The organism is Nostoc sp. ATCC 53789 (assembly GCF_009873495.1).
GTDB classification, from domain to species: Bacteria; Cyanobacteriota; Cyanobacteriia; order Cyanobacteriales; family Nostocaceae; genus Nostoc; species Nostoc muscorum_A.
In genome coordinates this window covers 28,909-46,347 of the sequence record NZ_CP046705.1, presented here as the reverse complement: position 1 = coordinate 46,347, position 17,439 = coordinate 28,909, and the positions used below count along the sequence as shown (strand labels likewise).

Genomic DNA, 17,439 nt, shown 5'->3' with positions numbered 1-17,439 from the left:
TCATCCTAAAAACTCCCAATTATACAAACAAATTCTTCTAAACTATTTCCCTAGATTTAGGTTAATAAAATGACAATAAATCAGTTTGAGCTAAACAAAATTATTACCCAAGCTAGTTCTTTATCTGAATGTCTCAGCAATAGATTGTACAACTTTGAGACAGATGGAAAACATGAACAAAAAGCCAGTGTACACCTAAATCGCTGGTGTCAAGTCGTTGCCCAAGGAAACTGGGACAAGTTTCACAAACGCCTCCAGTGGGATGGATTGGATATCAATACATTAAGTTCAGTTTTAGAAACACAGCATAATATTGCAGATAATTCATCTGTACCCGTCTGGGCGCAAACATTAACAGAAATTATTAAAATCGCCTCAGAATTTACTTTTGACCATAAATCTAAAATTTCTATTGATCTGCACGAGCCACTGCTGTTTGAAGATATTCTATTACCTGCTCTTTCTGTAGCGCGGCAAAAATTATTAACTCGTCTGGGATCTGCGATCTTATCTTCAGATTATTTACCTTTAGAACTGCTTTGCGAAGAAGCTTACCTGAGTCTAGAGCGCAACTTACTCAAAAACTTGGTGAACCTTTGCTCCAAAACCCTGGAATTAGAATTTTCTCGTTTTCGTCCCTTTGGACATAGCTTTGTCAACTTACTCGAAAAACAGACAAATGGTTCTCCTAGCAAGATCCATTACAATGCCTTTGTGCAGAATCTTTTGCAAGATGGACTGATGACTTTTTTCCAGAAATATCCAGTCCTGGGCAAATTAGTGGCCACTGCGATTGATTTCTGGGTGGAAGCGACAGTGGAATTTTTGCAACGCTTACAAGCAGATTTATCTGAAATTCAGCAATTATTCCCATGTGAGCTGATTAATCAAGAAAAATCAACTCTTACCCAATTAGGTAAAGTCAGAGAAATCAAACCTGCTTTATCTGATCCTCATCATCGAGGAAGAACTGCGATCGCCATCACCTTTGAGTCTGGATTAAAACTCGTCTACAAACCCAAAGATTTAGGTTTAGAAGTTGCCTATAACCAGTTTTTAGACTGGTGCAATCAGCGCGAGATGCCTTTATCTTTAAAAGTCCTAAAAGTGTTCAATCGTCAGGGTTATGGCTGGGTTGAATATGTGGAACACTTACCTTGTGAAGATGAGGCAGCAGCACAACGCTTTTATCAGCGTGCAGGGATGCTGCTGTGCCTGCTGTACGTCCTACAAGGGACTGATTGCCATAACGAAAATCTCATTGCCAGTGGCGAACATCTGGTGCTGATAGATATGGAAACTCTATTACACCACGAAGCCAGAGTCATGGAAATCTCTCCAGAAGCCAAGGAAGCACAAACTGCAAATATTCCACAGCTTTGGGATTTAGTTCTCCGTACAGGACTGTTACCTCGCTGGGACTTTAGTCAAGACAATCGTATTGCCTATGATATTAGTGGTTTAGGGAATGTCGATCCTCAGCAAACACCTAAGCGTGCGTCCTATTGGAAGTCTATAAATACAGATGACATGCACCTGGGGTATAAGACAGTCACGATGCCAATCCAGAAAAATGTCCCGATTTTAAATGGAGTGGCGTTGTCTCCTAATGACTATCTTGAGGAGTTGGTTGCAGGATTTCAGCAAATGTATCTCTTTCTGGGAGAGCAACGTCAAGCATTACTAGCAACTGATAGCCCCTTAACAAAGCTACAAGCGCAACGAATACGGTTTGTTTTTCGTGCCACTCAAGTATACGGGGTAATTTTGCAAAAGACTCTTGCTCCAGAATTCCTTCAAAGTGGCATTAACCGGAGTATTGAACTAGATATCCTCAGTCGAGCGTTTCTCATAGCTCAGGATAAGCCAAATGCTTGGTCAATTTTGCATTCAGAATTGAGGGCAATGGAACAGTTAGATGTTCCTTATTTTGCAGCTAGTTCTGATAGCGATGCCTTAACTGTTGGACTAGAGCAACCCATTGAAAAATACTTTCAAGCACCCAGCTACGATCAAGTTGTCTCTCGATTGCAAAAACTAGATCAGGTAGATTTAGCACAGCAAATAGCCATTATTCAGGGAGCTTTTTATGCGAGAGTGGCCCAGACACCGGGAACTGAACCAGCCAATACAGTCAAAGAGGCACAGATTTCACAAATTAATGCTTTAACATCTGAAAAGTTGCTCCAACACTCTCAAGAGATCGCCCAAGAAATTCAAGCACGAGGGATTACTGGCACAGATGGTAGCATTCACTGGATTGGTTTAGCCTATCTCTCTGATGCTGATCGCTTTCAGCTTCAACCCTTGGATGCCAGTCTCTTCAATGGTAATTGTGGTATTGCGATATTTTTGTCAGCTTTGGATTATGTCAGGGGTAATAATCAGTTCCGCTATTTAACCTTGGGTGCTTTACAGCCTATAAGGAAATTCTTGCAGATAACCGATGCACAGTTAGCTAAAAGATTTGCTAGCTCTCTCGGTATTGGTGGAGCTACAGGATTAGGTTCAATTATCTATTCTTTAGTGAGAATTAGTCAATTTCTCAAAGAACCATCCTTATTAGAAGATGCTCGACGAGCAGCGCAGATGATCTCACCCGAACTCATCGCCGTCGATACCAAGTTTGATATCCTCGCTGGATCTGCGGGAGCGATTCTGGGACTGTTGGCACTTTATCGCCAAACAGCAGATTCGGCCGTATTAGAGAAAGCAATAGCCTGCGGTCAACATTTGCTAGAGCATCAGATCAGTGTTGGAGGTTCACCCAAAGCCTGGATAAATTTTGCAGAGCAGCCGTTAACGGGTTTCTCTCACGGTGCGGCTGGCATTTCCTACGCCTTATTACAACTGTATGCAGTCACAGATGACTGGGCTTATTTAAAGGCGGCTCAAGAGGGAATTATTTATGAAAGCCGTGTCTTCTCTCAAAAATCTGCCAATTGGCCTGATTTTCGCAATCCAGGATCTGTATGTATGGTGACTTGGTGTCACGGCGCACCTGGAATTGGCTTGGCAAGATTGGGCGGTTTGTCAATCTTAGAGACAGAAGAGATTCATCAGGATATAGAAATAGCGTTGCAAACAACTCAGAAATATGGCTTACAGAATGTTGACCATCTTTGCTGCGGTAATTTGGGTCGCATGGAAGTGTTGTTGGTAGGCGCACAAAAACTAGGGCGGGAAAGTTTACGCACCCTTGCTCAACAACAAGCTGCTTCGGTAGTTGCAAGGGCAGAACAAATGGGTGCTTATCAACTATTTCCTAATTTGCCTAACCATGTTTTTAGTCCCAGTTTCTTTCAAGGCAACTCTGGAATTGGCTATGAATTGCTGCGATTAGCTTATCCAAATGTACTGCCCTCAGTGCTGCTTTGGGAGTAAGCATAAATAAACAAACCGTCAACAGTGAAATCCTGTCAAATATGGATAACTCACAATCAATTTTCATCATCGCCCTGTTTGACCATTTGCATTTGTTTTCAATTACTTTCGATGAAGTCCATGAACTACCAGTTTATTAAACAACATAGTGAAGAAGATTGTGGTGCGGCAAGTCTGGCTACGATCGCTAAACATTATGGCAAAACCTTTAGCATTAGTCGCTGTCGGGAAGCTGTAGGCACAAGACAGCAAGGAAGCACCCTATTAGGATTGAAACAAGGAGCAGAAGCCCTTGGTTTCAACGCAAGGGCAGTGAAATTAACTCTAGAAACTTTCAACGAAAAAGACATTCCTTTACCAGCTATCATTCACTGGAAAGGTTATCATTGGGTAGTTTTGTACGGCAAGCAGGGCAATAAATACGTCGTTGCTGACCCTGGTGCAGGTATCCGTTATCTAGAAAAAAAGTTGCTTCTAGAAGCATGGACAAACGGAGTAATGCTCCTCCTAGAACCAGATCCAGTCCGCTTTTTTAGTCAAGAAGATGAACAAGAGAAAATTGGCGGTTTTGGACGCTTCCTGCGGCGTGTTTGGCCTTATCGTGCCATTCTTGCTCAAACCTTGTTGCTCAACTCGGTTTTAGGTTTACTCTCCCTCGCCTCTCCCTTACTGTTGCAAATTCTCACCGATGACGTGCTAGTTCGTGGAGATACCCAACTTCTGACTAGCGTTGCCATTGCCGTCATCGTCATGCATCTAGTTAGCAGTAGCCTGAAGTTAGCACAATCAAATCTTGTCGCTCATTTTGCACAACGTCTGCAACTAGGACTAATTTTTGAATTCGGACGACAAATTCTGCGTTTACCTTTAAGTTACTATGAATCCCGTCGCAGTGGCGAAATTGTCAGTCGCCTAGAAGATATTCAACAAATTAACCAGTTAATTTCTCAAGCCGTTGTGAGTCTGCCCAGCCAGCTGTTTATTGCCCTAGTTTCCTTAAGCTTGATGCTGTTTTACAGTATAAAACTCACAGTAGTAGCTGGTGCGATCGCTCTTTTAATGACTCTCTCAACAGTAATTTTCTTACCCACCCTCCAGCAAAAAATTCGCAGCGTTTTGGTCTTATCAGCCGAAAATCAAGGTGTTTTGGTAGAAACTTTCAAAGGTGCTATTACCCTGAAAACTACTGCCGCCGCTCCGCAATTCTGGGAAGAATTTCAGAGTCGATTTAGTCGCCTTGCTAACCTTAGCTTCCGTACTATTCAAATTGGTATTGTCAACGGCATTTTCTCAAACTTAGTATCAAGCATCGGTAGCATCGCTTTACTTTGGTTTGGTAGTACTCTAGTGATTAGTCAGGAATTATCTATTGGGATGCTTCTGGCATTCAATAGCATGAATGGTAACTTTACTAGCTTTATTGAAACCACTATCAGCTTTGTTGATGAATTCACTCGTACCAAAACTGCTACCCAACGCCTCACCGAAGTCATTGACGCTACCCCAGAAACTCTAGATAATAGCCAAAAGCCTTGGGCAAAAATTCAAAGCAACGCAGATATCACTTGTATCAACCTCAACTTTCATCATGCAGGCAGAGTTGAACTGTTGCAAGATTTCTCTCTAACTATTCCTGGTGGCCAAGTAATTGCCCTAATCGGCAAATCTGGCTGCGGTAAAAGCAGCCTAGCTAAATTGATTGCAGGTTTATATCAACTCCAGTCTGGCAATATTCGCTTTGGCATTTACAACCTAGAAGACCTTTCTCTAGATTGCTTCCGCCAACAAGTGGTTCTAGTTCCTCAAGACGCGCACTTTTGGAGTCGGTCGATTATGGAAAATTTCCGTTTAGGTTCACCTCACATTACCTTTGAGCAGATTGTGCAAGCTTGCCAGATTGCTGGGGCTGATGAGTTTATCAGCCACCTCCCCGACAAATATCAAACTGTCTTAGGAGAATTTGGTGCGAATCTCTCTGGTGGACAACGGCAGAGATTAGCTATTGCCAGAGCCATCGTTAATAACCCGCCAGTGCTGATTTTAGATGAATCTACTGGCGCACTCGACCCAGTTAGTGAAGCCGAAGTATTAAACCAGTTGCTAACTCACCGCCAAGGTCAAACCACTATTTTAATCAGCCATCGTCCCAAAGTTATCCAGCAAGCTGATTGGATTGTCATGCTGGAAAAAGGACAACTGAAAATTCAAGGTTCTCCAGAGGTTCTGTGTCATCAAGCTGGGGAGCATTTAGATTTTCTCGACGGTGTTGATTTATCGAGAGTCAATGGTTTCGGCAAAAATCTTGCCAACTTTCATCTGAATGGAAGTTCCCCAACTAGCATTCGCTAATCTCTACCCAGAAAACTGTCATGCTTAACCAGATTAACGTTGACTCTCTGCCCCTAGTTGAAAGCAATGAATTCCTCCCGCCGATTGGTAATTGGGCGAGATTAGGCGGTTTGGTACTCGTCGCTGCTGTTGGCGGAGCGATCGCACTATCTTCTATGATCGAATATAAAGTAACAGTTAAAGGGCAGGCAAGTATCCGACCCACAGGAGAATTGCGGCTCGTGCAAGCAGCTACAGAAGGTCAGGTAACAAACATATTTTTTAAAGAAAATCAGGTAGTGAAAAAGGGAGATGTGCTAGCCACTATCGATGATTCCCGCCTGCAAACTCAAAAAAGCCAACTGCAAAGCAACATCCAGCAGACACAACTGCAACTGTTGCAAATCGATGCCCAAATTCAAGCTTTGAACCGTCAAATTAAAGCGGAAACTGAGCGCAAAAACCGTGCGGTTATTTCGGCTCAAGCTGCATTCAATCGCTCCCAACGCAATTATCGAGATCAGCAAATTACTGTCAAAGCAGAAGTAGAAGAAGCCGAGGCGAACTTAAAAAGAGCGCAAAATGAATGGTCTCAAGCACAGGTAGAACTGCGTTCATCGCGTGCAAATCTCCAGTCAACCAAGGCGGCGATGAGCGCAGCTCAAGCCAAACGTGATCGCTATCAAAAAGTAGTTGAAGCCGGCGCTTTGTCTCTGAATCAATTAGAAGAAGTCCAGTTAGATGTTGCTCAACAAAAACAAGGGGTTGAGGTGCGACGAGCTACTGTTGAAGCGCAACAGCAAATTATTGCCCAGCGACAACAAGCTATCGCCGCCGAGCAAGCAAAACTGCGCCGCATTAAAGCTGCTCTCAATCCCAGTGATTCCGAAGTTGCGATCACTAAAGAGACTATTGCCCAAGAAAGTGCTAGCGGTCAAGCCACTCTCGCCACCCTCAACCGAGAATGGGAAGCTTTGTTCCAGCAGAGGATTCAAATGAAAAATCAGATCCAGCGTGACACCAGGGAACTACAACAAGTAGAAAGCAACCTTAGCCAAACTAAGATTACAGTCACCGAAGACGGGATTCTCTCTCAACTAAACCTCCGAAACACCGGTCAATCGGTGCGTCTGGGTGAGGAAATTGCTCAAATTGTCCCTAGCAATGCTCCCTTAGTCATCAAAGCCGCCGTCTCCCCTGATGATGTTAGTAAGTTGGCAAAAGGTCAAAAAGTACAGATGCGGGTTTCTGCCTGTCCCTATCCTGACTACGGAACTCTTAAGGGTGTTGTCAGCCAAATTTCTGAAGATACTATCAAATCTCAAGGGAATCAGCTTGTGTCCACAGTAGGTAATGCTTCTAATTCCATGCAGAGTAGTAGCACTTCTTTCTATGAGGTAACAATACTCCCAGAAAGCTTGTTCTTAGGTAAGAGCAACCATCAGTGTACTATTCAACCGGGAATGCAGGGAAGAGTTGATATTATTTCGCGATCAGAAACAGTCCTGAAATTCCTGCTCAGAAAAGCTCGGTTAATTGCAGACTGGTAACAAAGTTAATTTACACACCTTAATTTGAAGCAAATATGTTTTTTTCATGAAGTAATAAATTGAATCTCGTATAAATACGGCTAATTATGCTTAGATAATCAGTAAAATAAAAAAATAAATGTGAAATTACTAAGTAATTAAGGAGGAGATTTCATGGAACTGAACAAAAGTTTGAAAGCTATTATTGCCGCCAGCATTTTAACAATAGCATTTAACATCTTTTCAGAGTCTGCTCAGGCAGGATTTGGTCAAGCATCGAGTCCTGCCATCAATGAAGAACCAGAAGATTTATTTTCCTTTACAATAGATACTTCTATAGAGGATATTGACCCAGATTTAAATATCGGCATATTTCCGAATGCGATAATAAACGGTTTATATCAAGTTGGTGAAAATTCAGCTTTTCCTCGCGACATATTTTTTACCACAGGATTACTTAAAAGCTCTGTCATCGAAGACCCAGAGAAATTAAGAATCCTGAATAACCAACCAAGTAATTTTAGTACATTTGGAGGAGAATTTGTGAATCAAGCCGTTAAATATGAGGCTAGATTAGAAGATGCCAGTGGTGAAAATTTTATTAACTTTGAGTTTTACTCTCCTTTCACTGATCCCAATTCTTTATCTGTTTTCAACCTCGAAAATTTAGCTAATTTTCTTAATTCTGATGGAATTGTGATCTTTCCCAGAAATCTTAGTGGGTTGAATTCTGAGTTAGCCAATGACAGCAATGGATTTAACTTCATCCCTGCATCTGATTCGGTCACACAGGTTCCCGAACCCAGCTTTGCAACAGGCTTACTAAGTGTCGGAGTTCTAAGTGCTTTCTTTGGACTAAAGCGGCAAAAACATCAACTTAATTAATATTGTTTGTATAGCCTTTCCTAAGCAACTTAGATCCACCTACTGAATGTTTTTCTTAGGAGTTTGCCAAAATGATTAGCTTTGAAAACTTACCTCATTAGGTCGGAACCGCTATAACTATCTCATTTAATTAAGCAATAAAAATAAAGTGTTTGATTTTTATTTAAAGACGTGTGGCTATACGTCTTTATGTTTATAAATATGAAACAATTTATTCCATAAAAGACTTGATATCAAGTTCGCATGAATACTTGTAACAAAATATATTTTTGTAGGTTGGGTTGAACAAAGTGAAACCCAACAAATTCGTGAATATATTGGGTTATGCCTGCGGCAAACTACGTGTTAGCGGAGTCATACTCGTCATAACTTGATGCTTTAGCAATACATTCCTCTACCCGACCTACTTTAATTATAAGTGATTAAACGAACATGATATAAACAGTATTAATAGTTAAAAAATCAAATTATTTCATTCTGTTTCTTTTTCAAAATCACTAAAAAACTGTATGAAGAATTACAAATCTGGATTATGGAGTTTTGGCAATAGTATCATAATTTTGCTGTTACTTTCTAACCGAATACTAGCAGACATTGTTCCAGATACAACCCTTCCAGTTAACTCTGAAGTAGTATCCCAAGGTAATACTAGAGTCATAGAAGGAGGCACAGTTATGGGGCAGAATCTTTTTCATAGCTTCAAGGATTTTTCTTTTTCTCTGCTGACACCAGATAAGACTGGAGACACAGTACTGTTTAATAACAATGCAGAAGTCAGAAACATCATTACACGAGTGACAGGTGGGTTACCCTCAAATATAGATGGGATTATTAAAGCCAACGGTGCTGCTAATTTATTTATTATTAATCCTACAGGTATTACTTTTGGACAAAATGCTAGTCTGGACATTGGTGGTTCCTTTATTGCTACTACAGCAAATAGCTTGAAGTTTTTTGATCACACAGAATTTAGTGCTGTTGATTCTGGGGTAACACCATTATTAACAATAAGTGTGCCAATTGGTCTTCAATTTGGTGCTATTCCAGGAGATATTGTTAACCAAGCACAAGCAAATTTTGATGAAGATCCTTACACCCTTGGTTTGCCTATTGGATTAAAAGTTCCTAATGGCAAAACATTAGCCTTAGTAGGTGGTGATATTTTTTTTCCTGGAGGTAGCTTAACAGCTATTGACGGCAGAATAGAGTTAGGTAGCGTTGGGGCTAACAGTTTTGTTAGCTTCAAAGAAATAGCACAAGGTTACAGTTTAGAATATTTATCTTCTCAAAGCTTTGGTGATATTCAGTTTTCGCAAGGAGCAATTATCAATACCAGTGGTGATGGTGGTGGTGCTATTCAAGTACAGGGCAAAAATATTAATATTGCAGATAATTCACTGATTATTTCCTTTACTTTCGGTTCAGAAACAGGCAAAAATCTCATTGTCAATGCAACTAAATCTTTAGCATTAAGTGGCGGTTCCAATATAGCAACATTTACTGAAAGTCAGGGAAAAGCTGGTGATATTGTGATCAAAGCGACTGAATCTATACAAATGGTAGGCACAGCAGATGATAATTCTCCCACTTTTATCGGTTCTCAAGTATGTGTTATATCAGACTGTAACAGTGTGAGAGGCAAAAGTGGTGATTTATTCATAGAAACTAAGAGTTTATTTATCGAAGATGGGGCAAGAATAGACAGTTCAACTTTTGGGATTGGTCAAGCAGGTAATATTTTTGTTAAAGCCACAGATACGATAGATATTAGTGAAAATAGAGATGGAATTCGGAGCGGAATTTTTGCTCAAGTAGGAACTGACCGTCTAGAAAACCCAGGAGATGCTGGTACTTTAACTATTGAGACAAAAATACTTACTGTTAGAGACGGAGCGCAAATTGTTACAGCAGCGCGAAAAGCTGGTAATGGTGGTGATTTAAATATCACTGCAACTGATTCAATTCTTCTCAGCGGATATTCTCCTTCTGCAACAGCTGCTACTTTAGATAATAAACGCAGTGGAATTTTTGTTTCTGCTCAACCTGGGGCAATGGGCAATGTAGGCAGTTTAAGCGTCACAACTGAAACATTAATTGTTGAACAGGGGGCAAGAATTTCAGCCAATAACTTTGGTTCTGGTCAAGAAAATACATCGGCTATTAATGTTGGACGATTAATCATTCGTGATGGTGGAGAAGTTAAATCAGGTTCTTTCGCTGAAGGTAATGCTGGAACTTTGACTGTCAATGCGACTGAATCTGTAGATGTGATGGGAACAGGAACCATTGGCGGCGAGACTATTCCCAGTACCTTATTCTCTCAAGCCCAAGGCAGTGGTAAAGCCGGAAATTTAGTTATCAATACACCTATTTTTAATGTCCGTGATGGAGGGGAAGTTACTGTTAGTGCCATAGGGACTGGTGAAGCAGGTAACTTAACAGCTAGGGCGAACACCATTCGGCTCAACCAAGGTAAACTCACAGCAGAAACTAATGCAGGTGCAGGTGCAAATATCAGACTGGAAGATTTAAAACTGTTGGTGTTGCAAAATCAAAGTCTCATTTCTGCTCAAGCTTTTAATAATGCCAATGGTGGTAACATCGCCATTGATGCACCGGATGGTTTTATCGTCGCCACGGTCAATCAAAATAATGATATTGTCGCTAATGCTTTTCAAGGGGAAGGTGGCAATATTAACATTAATGCCCAGAGTATTTTTGGTCTAGAAAAACGCTCATCAACGCCACCAAATAACACCAACGATATTGACGCTAGTTCCCGTTTTGGTTTAACAGGTACAGTCATAATTAATACGCTAGATGTAGACCCCAGTCGTGGCTTGGTAGAGTTACCTAACAATTTCACGGATGCGTCACAACAAATTGTCTCTAGTTGTAACCCCGGAAATCCTGCTAGACGTAGTTCTTTTACCGTCACAGGAAGGGGAGGAATTGCCCGCAGTCCAATGGAAGCATTTCAGGGTGAAGTATCAACAGCAAGATGGATAACATTAGATACGATAAGTGAGCATCAAAACAGTAATATGAGCAACGAAAGTCTTCAATCTCCCATACCGGAAATAGTCGAGGCACAAGGCTGGATTGTCGATAAAAACGGTACTGTATCTCTAGTAGCTCAAGTCCCGAATATTACGCCTCGTGGTTTGTCTGTTTCTAGTGGTGTTTGCTCGGTTAAGTGATGTAAGAATTTTTCATGCGGTAAAACTCGATTTTTTACAAACTATTTCAACAATCTCCCACCCTTTTATTTGAACTATTGACCAATCCGCCGACAAATGCTTACTTATACTTACCGATTTGATTCAGTAGGTATCAAATAACTAAAATTGCACTGTTAGATTTTACCAGGTGGCTGATTTGCAGTCGTGGTTAGAAGCGAGTTGATGGCTCATTAAATGCATATACCCTGACAACAGTCGTATCTAGTAGCATAATATCTTGTACTAAAGTAAGTTACGTCGCCATATCTGGAGTACTGACATTGGGGAAGTTAGTAGTTTTAAAGTTAGGTACGGGAAGTTTTGAAGTGGGATTTCCTGTAACATTACAAATTGGGGATGAAAATGTCCGACCAATTGTAGAGATTAGTGGCGAACTACCGCCAGCCCCAGAAATTCCCCTTTGCTACCATCAATGGCAGTCTATTTACTGTAAACTAAAATTTTCTGGTCGCCCCATCGGTATTCCTAAGCAATCAACACAAACTCTTTCTTTAGAAGATTGCGAAAAAGCGGCGGATAATTTGAGATTTCACTTAAATAGCTGGCTATCATCCACTACTTTTCGCCCTATCCGCGAAAAATGGCTGGAAAAACTGCTACCAGAAGACCATATCCGCGTACTACTCCAAACCAATGACCTAAGATTGCAAAAACTCCCTTGGCATTTATGGGATTTATTAGAACGTTATCCCAAAGCCGAAATTGCTCTGAGTGCGCCTAGTTATGAACAAGTTAGCCGCAACTCACCCCCTCAATTGCAGGTGAAAGTTTTAGCAATTTTGGGTAACAGTCAAGGAATTGATATCCAGACAGATAGTCAGCTTTTAAAAGAATTACCTCACGCCAATGCTACATTCCTAGTCGAGCCATCAAGTAAAGACCTCACTGACCAGCTATGGGAGCAAGACTGGCAGATTTTATTTTTCGCCGGACATAGTGCTACTGATGGAAGCGGTAATGAAGGGAAAATTTATATTAATCAAACAGAAAGTTTGACAATTAATCAATTGAAGTATGGTTTGCGAAAAGCAGTAGAACGAGGGTTACATTTAGCAATTTTTAATTCCTGCGATGGTTTGGGTTTGGCGCGGGAGTTCGCAGATTTGCATATACCCCAAATCATCGTCATGCGAGAACCAGTTCCTGATAGGGTGGCGCAAGAATTTTTGAAGTATTTTTTAGAAGCTTTTGCTTGTGGTAAATCTTTATACATAGCAGTCAGAGAAGCCCGAGAACGGTTGCAAGGACTAGAAACTCAATTTCCCTGTGCTACTTGGTTGCCTGTAATTTATCAAAATCCAGCAACGATGCCTTTACTGTGGCGAGAATTGCAGGTCAACCAGAATAGTCAGCAAATAATACCCGTACTGAAAGCCCCAACGAGGGGAGGTATCAACCTACGACAAGCTTTGTCTGCGGTCATGCTTGCCAGCATAGTCATCACACCATTATTAATGGGAGTACGGTATTTTGGTTTACTGCAATCATGGGAGTTAATGGCATTTGACCATCTGCTGCGTCTGCGCCCCCAGGAAAAACCAGATTCTCGCATACTGGTAATTACAGTTACCGAAGAAGATGTACAAGCCCAATCTCCCAATCGACAAGGGTCTTTATCAGATGAGGCTTTAGATAAGTTGTTAGCAAAATTGGAAGCATATCAACCACGGGTGATTGGTTTGGATATATACCGGGATTATGCTGTACAGCCAGCTTATCCAAAGTTGGCAGAACGGATGAGAAAAAGCGATCGCTTTGTGGCAGTATGTCAAGTTAGTAACCCCCAAACTAGCAAACCAGGCATCAAACCACCACCAGAAATTTCTCCCAACGCTCTCGGCTTTAGTGATATCGTCATCGATGCTGATAATGTGGTGCGGCGGCATCTGTTGGCGTTAACTCCCCCTCCCTCATCTCCCTGTACTGCACCTTATGCCTTAAATGTGCAGTTGACATTACGTTATTTATATCCAAAAGGAATTAAGTTACAATTTAGCCCTGATGGTGTATGGCAACTAGGTAAGCTTACCTTAAAGCCAATTGAGGCTCATACCGGAGGCTACCAAGGTATTGATGCGTTGGGACACCAAATTTTACTCAATTATCGTTCTTTTTCTAACTTAGAAGCGATCGCACCCCGCATTACCCTACAACAAGCGCTGGCTGGCAAACTAAAAGCCGATGCAGTCAAAGACCGGATAATTTTAATTGGTACAACAGCTGAAAGTTTTCGTGATTATTCATTGACTCCATACGCTTCTTCTCAAGGTAAATCACAGGAAATAGCAGGAGTTTTTTTACAAGCACAAATGGTAAGTCAGTTATTGAGTGCGGCTCTAGATGGGCGGACTCTTTTATCGACTTGGAATGTATGGGGTGAAGTGATTTGGGTTTGGGGTTGGGCTATCACAGGGGGTTTGCTTGCAGCTTATCTGCGATCAGCCACTGCTTTAGCCTTGGCAATAGGGGTAGCATTCCTGAGTTTATACGGTTTTTGCCTGATATTATTAATACTATATAGTTATTGGCTTCCCTTCATACCTGCGGCGATCGCTTTAGGAAATAGTGCTGTTATCTTAGTAGCTTTCATAAAGCCTAGCAAAGAATCATAAAAATATCTTTTTGGTTGAGAACAAATTATGAAAAACTTTCAATTAACCATAGCTTTAGGAATAGCATTTACCATTATTAATATACCCTACACTCTACAACTCCAGGCGTTACCAGTTAATAATCATCTGTCCTCAGTCAAATTTATCCCACCGCCGCCACCACCAGACCGAAGTGCAGCCGGTTCTAGAGGTGGGGCTGCAAGCCGTGGATGCGATGCAGCCAATAAAACGGTAACAGCCTTAGTACCTACCTATCAACAAACTCTTAACCAGAGTAAGCAAGTAGTCGTTCCCATAACTCAAGTTTGGGGTTTAACAAACGCTGAACATCCTTACTTCTTCTTTTTTGTTCCCTACAAAGCCTCATCTATAGCCAACATAGAGTTTGTTTTGCAAGAGCGAACCAATAACAAAAGCCAAACTTTATACCGAACTTATCTGATCCCACCAGAATCACCAGGAATTATTAGCGTTCATTTTCCGCCAAATAAAAGCTCATTGCAGGTGGGAAAAATGTATCACTGGTTTTTTAAGGTAAGGGTTCAATGCGACCATAAACAACCTACGAAACTGGATTATGCAGATGGTTGGGTACAAAGAGTTAACCAAAATACAACATTAACAGAACAACTTAAACAAGCAACACCCCAGCAAAAAGCGACGCTTTATGCAGCAAATGGTATTTGGTACGATGCTATCGTGAGCTTGGCACAATTACGCCATACCAATCCCCAAAATGGGATTTTACTAGCAGAGTGGAAAACTTTGCTTTATTCAGTTGGCTTAGGAGAAATAGCTAATCAACCACTGATTAATTGTTGCCAACCCCGTTTTAATAATACTAATTAAATTGAGCAAAAAGCTCAATTTATAAGCTTGAACTATTTTCGATGCTCTATTTTTGAGAGTAGCATTCAGCATTACACCGTCAACAGTTATTAAATTGCCTTTATAAATAAGCTCACTACTTGGAATATACCTTCCTCACAGCCGCCCAATTGCAGGATATTGTAGGTATCGAGCCGAGATGCGCGACGTGAAAGTTGTGTGTAGAGTAGCCTATTTTACTGAGGAGCCGTCTCCTCCTGAGGTTCCTTCCCCTCAGTCCCCAGATAAAATGCTTTTCGCTTACCCAAGAGTTTAATAAATACTCTGTGGTAAGAGGCTAATACTTTGGACTGTAATCCATTTTATGTAAAAGTTTCAGAGAATTTATGGCGAAAAATATTCATCGTTCAACATATAAAACTTGTAAATAAAATTAATAAAAACTACAGTTTTTGTAGTGATACATACCCAAAATTTGCGCTCTCCTACCAATTTTGTTTAACTAACCTACGCAGATTAGCTTTGCCACTCTCTTTCACAGTCCAGTCAATCGTGATGTTGCTGCGGATTATTTCTACTAAGTCACGCGTGTTCGCCCAAGCTGAGGTAAATAGATAGAGTCTTGTACTTTTCGAGGCTTGCGCCACATTGCCTCTCAATTCCCTTGCTATTCCTTAGCTCATGACAAGCCTTGCTAAAAAATTAATGGTTAGAGTTTCTGAGTCTCGTTTCCTTCATTGCCCTAATTTTTTACACTGCATATTCTCATTCTTACCAACGTATATATTCACAGGTAGAGAAAACCAGGAACATTTACCTACCTGTTAGACCTTTTTCTGGTGATTATCCCACCAGCACCTACTGAAAGATACAAGTTTTCTAAATATAAGAAACTTACTTAGAGGAATACTCTCATGAAATCCGAAACTCGTAATAACTTGCATTTTCTTAAAACATTCTCTGAAATTACTCACAAGACTTTGTTTACTGCTGCCAGCGCTGCCATGATGTTTGCCCAAATACCTCTACTTCCTTCAGTAACACAGGCAGCAACCATAAACATACCCGTCCCTAAGGCAGCTGTGGCCACAGCTTTTAATGGAGCGTTCAGCTCGACCAAAGTCCATCTCCACAACTTCGGGCCAAAAAACGGAACAAGCTGGTATAAAAATAGCAGCTATATTCTATTGCCCACTGGATCTAAGGTGAAAATTGCAATTGATGAATTCAAGTACAAAATCAACAATATTCGACACCTCAATTACTATGTCAACGACATGAACACAAGCTCTATCCAAACCACTGTGAACGATAATCGCATCAATGTGGACGCAAATTTTGAGAGTCAAGGCGAAGAGATCAAAGCAAAGTGTATCCGCAGACTAGCTGGTAAATGGGGTGAATGTTCCCTCGAAATGGAACGCGACATTCACCTCGACAACTCAACCCTTTCCGTTTCGCTTATTCCCATCGCCTACAATGGCTCGATTTCCTATGACTCTGCAATTGCTACCTTCAAAACTGACCTTAAGATCGCAAACAAGGTGTGTCAAGCATTTAAGGGCATCTGCGGCTGGATCGAAGGCAAGGTCAAAAAAGAGCTGACACCAACAATCCAAAATCAGGTAAGCAAATCTTTTAATAACACTAAAATGAAACAAGCAGTAGCAACTGCTGTGAAAAATTCTCCCGGTATCAGCAGTCTCCTCAAAAATGGGAAGGTTACTAAGATTACCAGCCAGGGTAACAACTTCATCGTCACTGTAGAACTTCCATAATATATAGAGCTACTATTTGATTTTTGAAACATACGTAGGGGAGCCACTGCTTTGGACGGGTTCCCCGACTTAAATCAAGAAAGCAAGAAAACGCTATTTCGTTATTTAACCCTGTTTTGTCATTCTGGCGGTAGTATAATAGAGTACAAACGCGCTTAACTAAGACACAGAGTATGGTACAGCCTCGTCCAGCCGCACCAACAGTAAAATTCGTGGACGAATATTGCCAATGGTATAAAAGCCTGTTTTCAGATGTTAGGAGCTTCGAGGCTTTTAAGTACCTTCATGTAGGGTGTATTTCTGAACTAAAACGAAAAACTCTACCAGAAATAGCAAAAATTGTAGGATTGGATAATCACTCTTGGTTTGCATCATTTTTTAACTACATCACCGTGGGATGTAGAGAAGTTAAGAGCTTTGCGATTAGAGCTAATTTTACAAGTTCTAAAAGGTAGACCAATCATTCTAATTATCGATGAGACAGGAGATAAAAAATTTACTTTTATCAAAAACTGCTCAAGTTTTGTCTGGGGCAGTTTTATATTGCACAGTAGAAGCCAGATTATCAACTGCACCCAATAGTGGATCATTTAACTATAGCTGGCAACAATCGAAATTTTGCTACAGCTAATTATTGACTCACTCGCAGAAAAAAATTGCAATATATTCTGTAAAAGAATATATCTAAGCTCCAGCATAAACCCTCGCTTTCCTCGACACAGCTATGTCCCAGAAAAAACTTTGTTAAAACAAGAGATATCGTTTTTTTAGTTTTTTACCGAAGAAGAATACATGTGTCAAGATCCATAATTTAGATAACTTAATTACCAAGCTATTTGATTAATTTAAGGAT

Annotated in this window: 8 protein-coding genes and 2 pseudogenes; all 10 read left to right on the top strand. The window is 40.9% G+C overall.

All coding sequences use genetic code 11. The annotated features are described in order from the left end of the window. The first annotated feature begins 69 nt into the window (after positions 1-69). Positions 70-3,384, top strand: a complete 3,315-nt coding sequence (locus GJB62_RS31950) for a type 2 lanthipeptide synthetase LanM family protein (RefSeq protein WP_114084672.1) — start codon at positions 70-72, stop codon at positions 3,382-3,384. 120 nt (positions 3,385-3,504) lie between these two features. Beyond that, a complete protein-coding gene (locus GJB62_RS31945) occupies positions 3,505-5,733 on the top strand; it encodes a peptidase domain-containing ABC transporter (RefSeq protein ID WP_114084671.1) in 2,229 nt (742 codons plus the stop codon). Positions 5,734-5,753: 20 nt separating this feature from the next. Further along, the gene (locus tag GJB62_RS31940; protein WP_114084670.1) at positions 5,754-7,262 is read left to right on the top strand and encodes an HlyD family efflux transporter periplasmic adaptor subunit; all 1,509 of its coding nucleotides are present in this window, start codon (positions 5,754-5,756) and stop codon (positions 7,260-7,262) included. 153 nt (positions 7,263-7,415) lie between these two features. Further along, positions 7,416-8,126, top strand: a complete 711-nt coding sequence (locus GJB62_RS31935) for a hypothetical protein (protein WP_114084669.1) — start codon at positions 7,416-7,418, stop codon at positions 8,124-8,126. A 509-nt stretch (positions 8,127-8,635) separates the two neighbouring features. After that, complete coding sequence (locus tag GJB62_RS31930) at positions 8,636-11,326, top strand: filamentous hemagglutinin N-terminal domain-containing protein (RefSeq protein ID WP_114084668.1); 2,691 nt, start codon at positions 8,636-8,638, stop codon at positions 11,324-11,326. A 29-nt stretch (positions 11,327-11,355) separates the two neighbouring features. After that, a pseudogene (locus GJB62_RS31925) lies at positions 11,356-11,427 on the top strand (DUF2887 domain-containing protein); the annotation flags it as partial. Positions 11,428-11,628: 201 nt separating this feature from the next. Beyond that, positions 11,629-13,980, top strand: a complete 2,352-nt coding sequence (locus GJB62_RS31920) for a CHASE2 domain-containing protein (RefSeq protein WP_114084667.1) — start codon at positions 11,629-11,631, stop codon at positions 13,978-13,980. Positions 13,981-14,007: 27 nt separating this feature from the next. Then, complete coding sequence (locus tag GJB62_RS31915) at positions 14,008-14,829, top strand: DUF928 domain-containing protein (RefSeq protein WP_114084666.1); 822 nt, start codon at positions 14,008-14,010, stop codon at positions 14,827-14,829. Positions 14,830-15,722: 893 nt separating this feature from the next. Continuing rightward, positions 15,723-16,586, top strand: coding sequence for a hypothetical protein (locus GJB62_RS31905; protein WP_114084664.1), 864 nt, complete (start codon positions 15,723-15,725; stop codon positions 16,584-16,586). 173 nt (positions 16,587-16,759) lie between these two features. Then, positions 16,760-17,081 (top strand): annotated as a pseudogene (locus GJB62_RS31900) (transposase); the annotation flags it as partial. Between the last annotated feature and the right edge of the window lie 358 nt (positions 17,082-17,439).

Excerpts from the sequence above, each read along its gene's own strand:
- GJB62_RS31950 (WP_114084672.1), top strand. The coding sequence starts at position 70 with ATGACAATAAATCAGTTTGAGCTAAACAAAATTATTACCCAAGCTAGT.
- GJB62_RS31945 (WP_114084671.1), top strand. The coding sequence starts at position 3,505 with ATGAACTACCAGTTTATTAAACAACATAGTGAAGAAGATTGTGGTGCG.
- GJB62_RS31940 (WP_114084670.1), top strand. The coding sequence starts at position 5,754 with ATGCTTAACCAGATTAACGTTGACTCTCTGCCCCTAGTTGAAAGCAAT.
- GJB62_RS31935 (WP_114084669.1), top strand. The coding sequence starts at position 7,416 with ATGGAACTGAACAAAAGTTTGAAAGCTATTATTGCCGCCAGCATTTTA.
- GJB62_RS31930 (WP_114084668.1), top strand. The coding sequence starts at position 8,636 with ATGAAGAATTACAAATCTGGATTATGGAGTTTTGGCAATAGTATCATA.
- GJB62_RS31915 (WP_114084666.1), top strand. The coding sequence starts at position 14,008 with ATGAAAAACTTTCAATTAACCATAGCTTTAGGAATAGCATTTACCATT.
- GJB62_RS31905 (WP_114084664.1), top strand. The coding sequence starts at position 15,723 with ATGAAATCCGAAACTCGTAATAACTTGCATTTTCTTAAAACATTCTCT.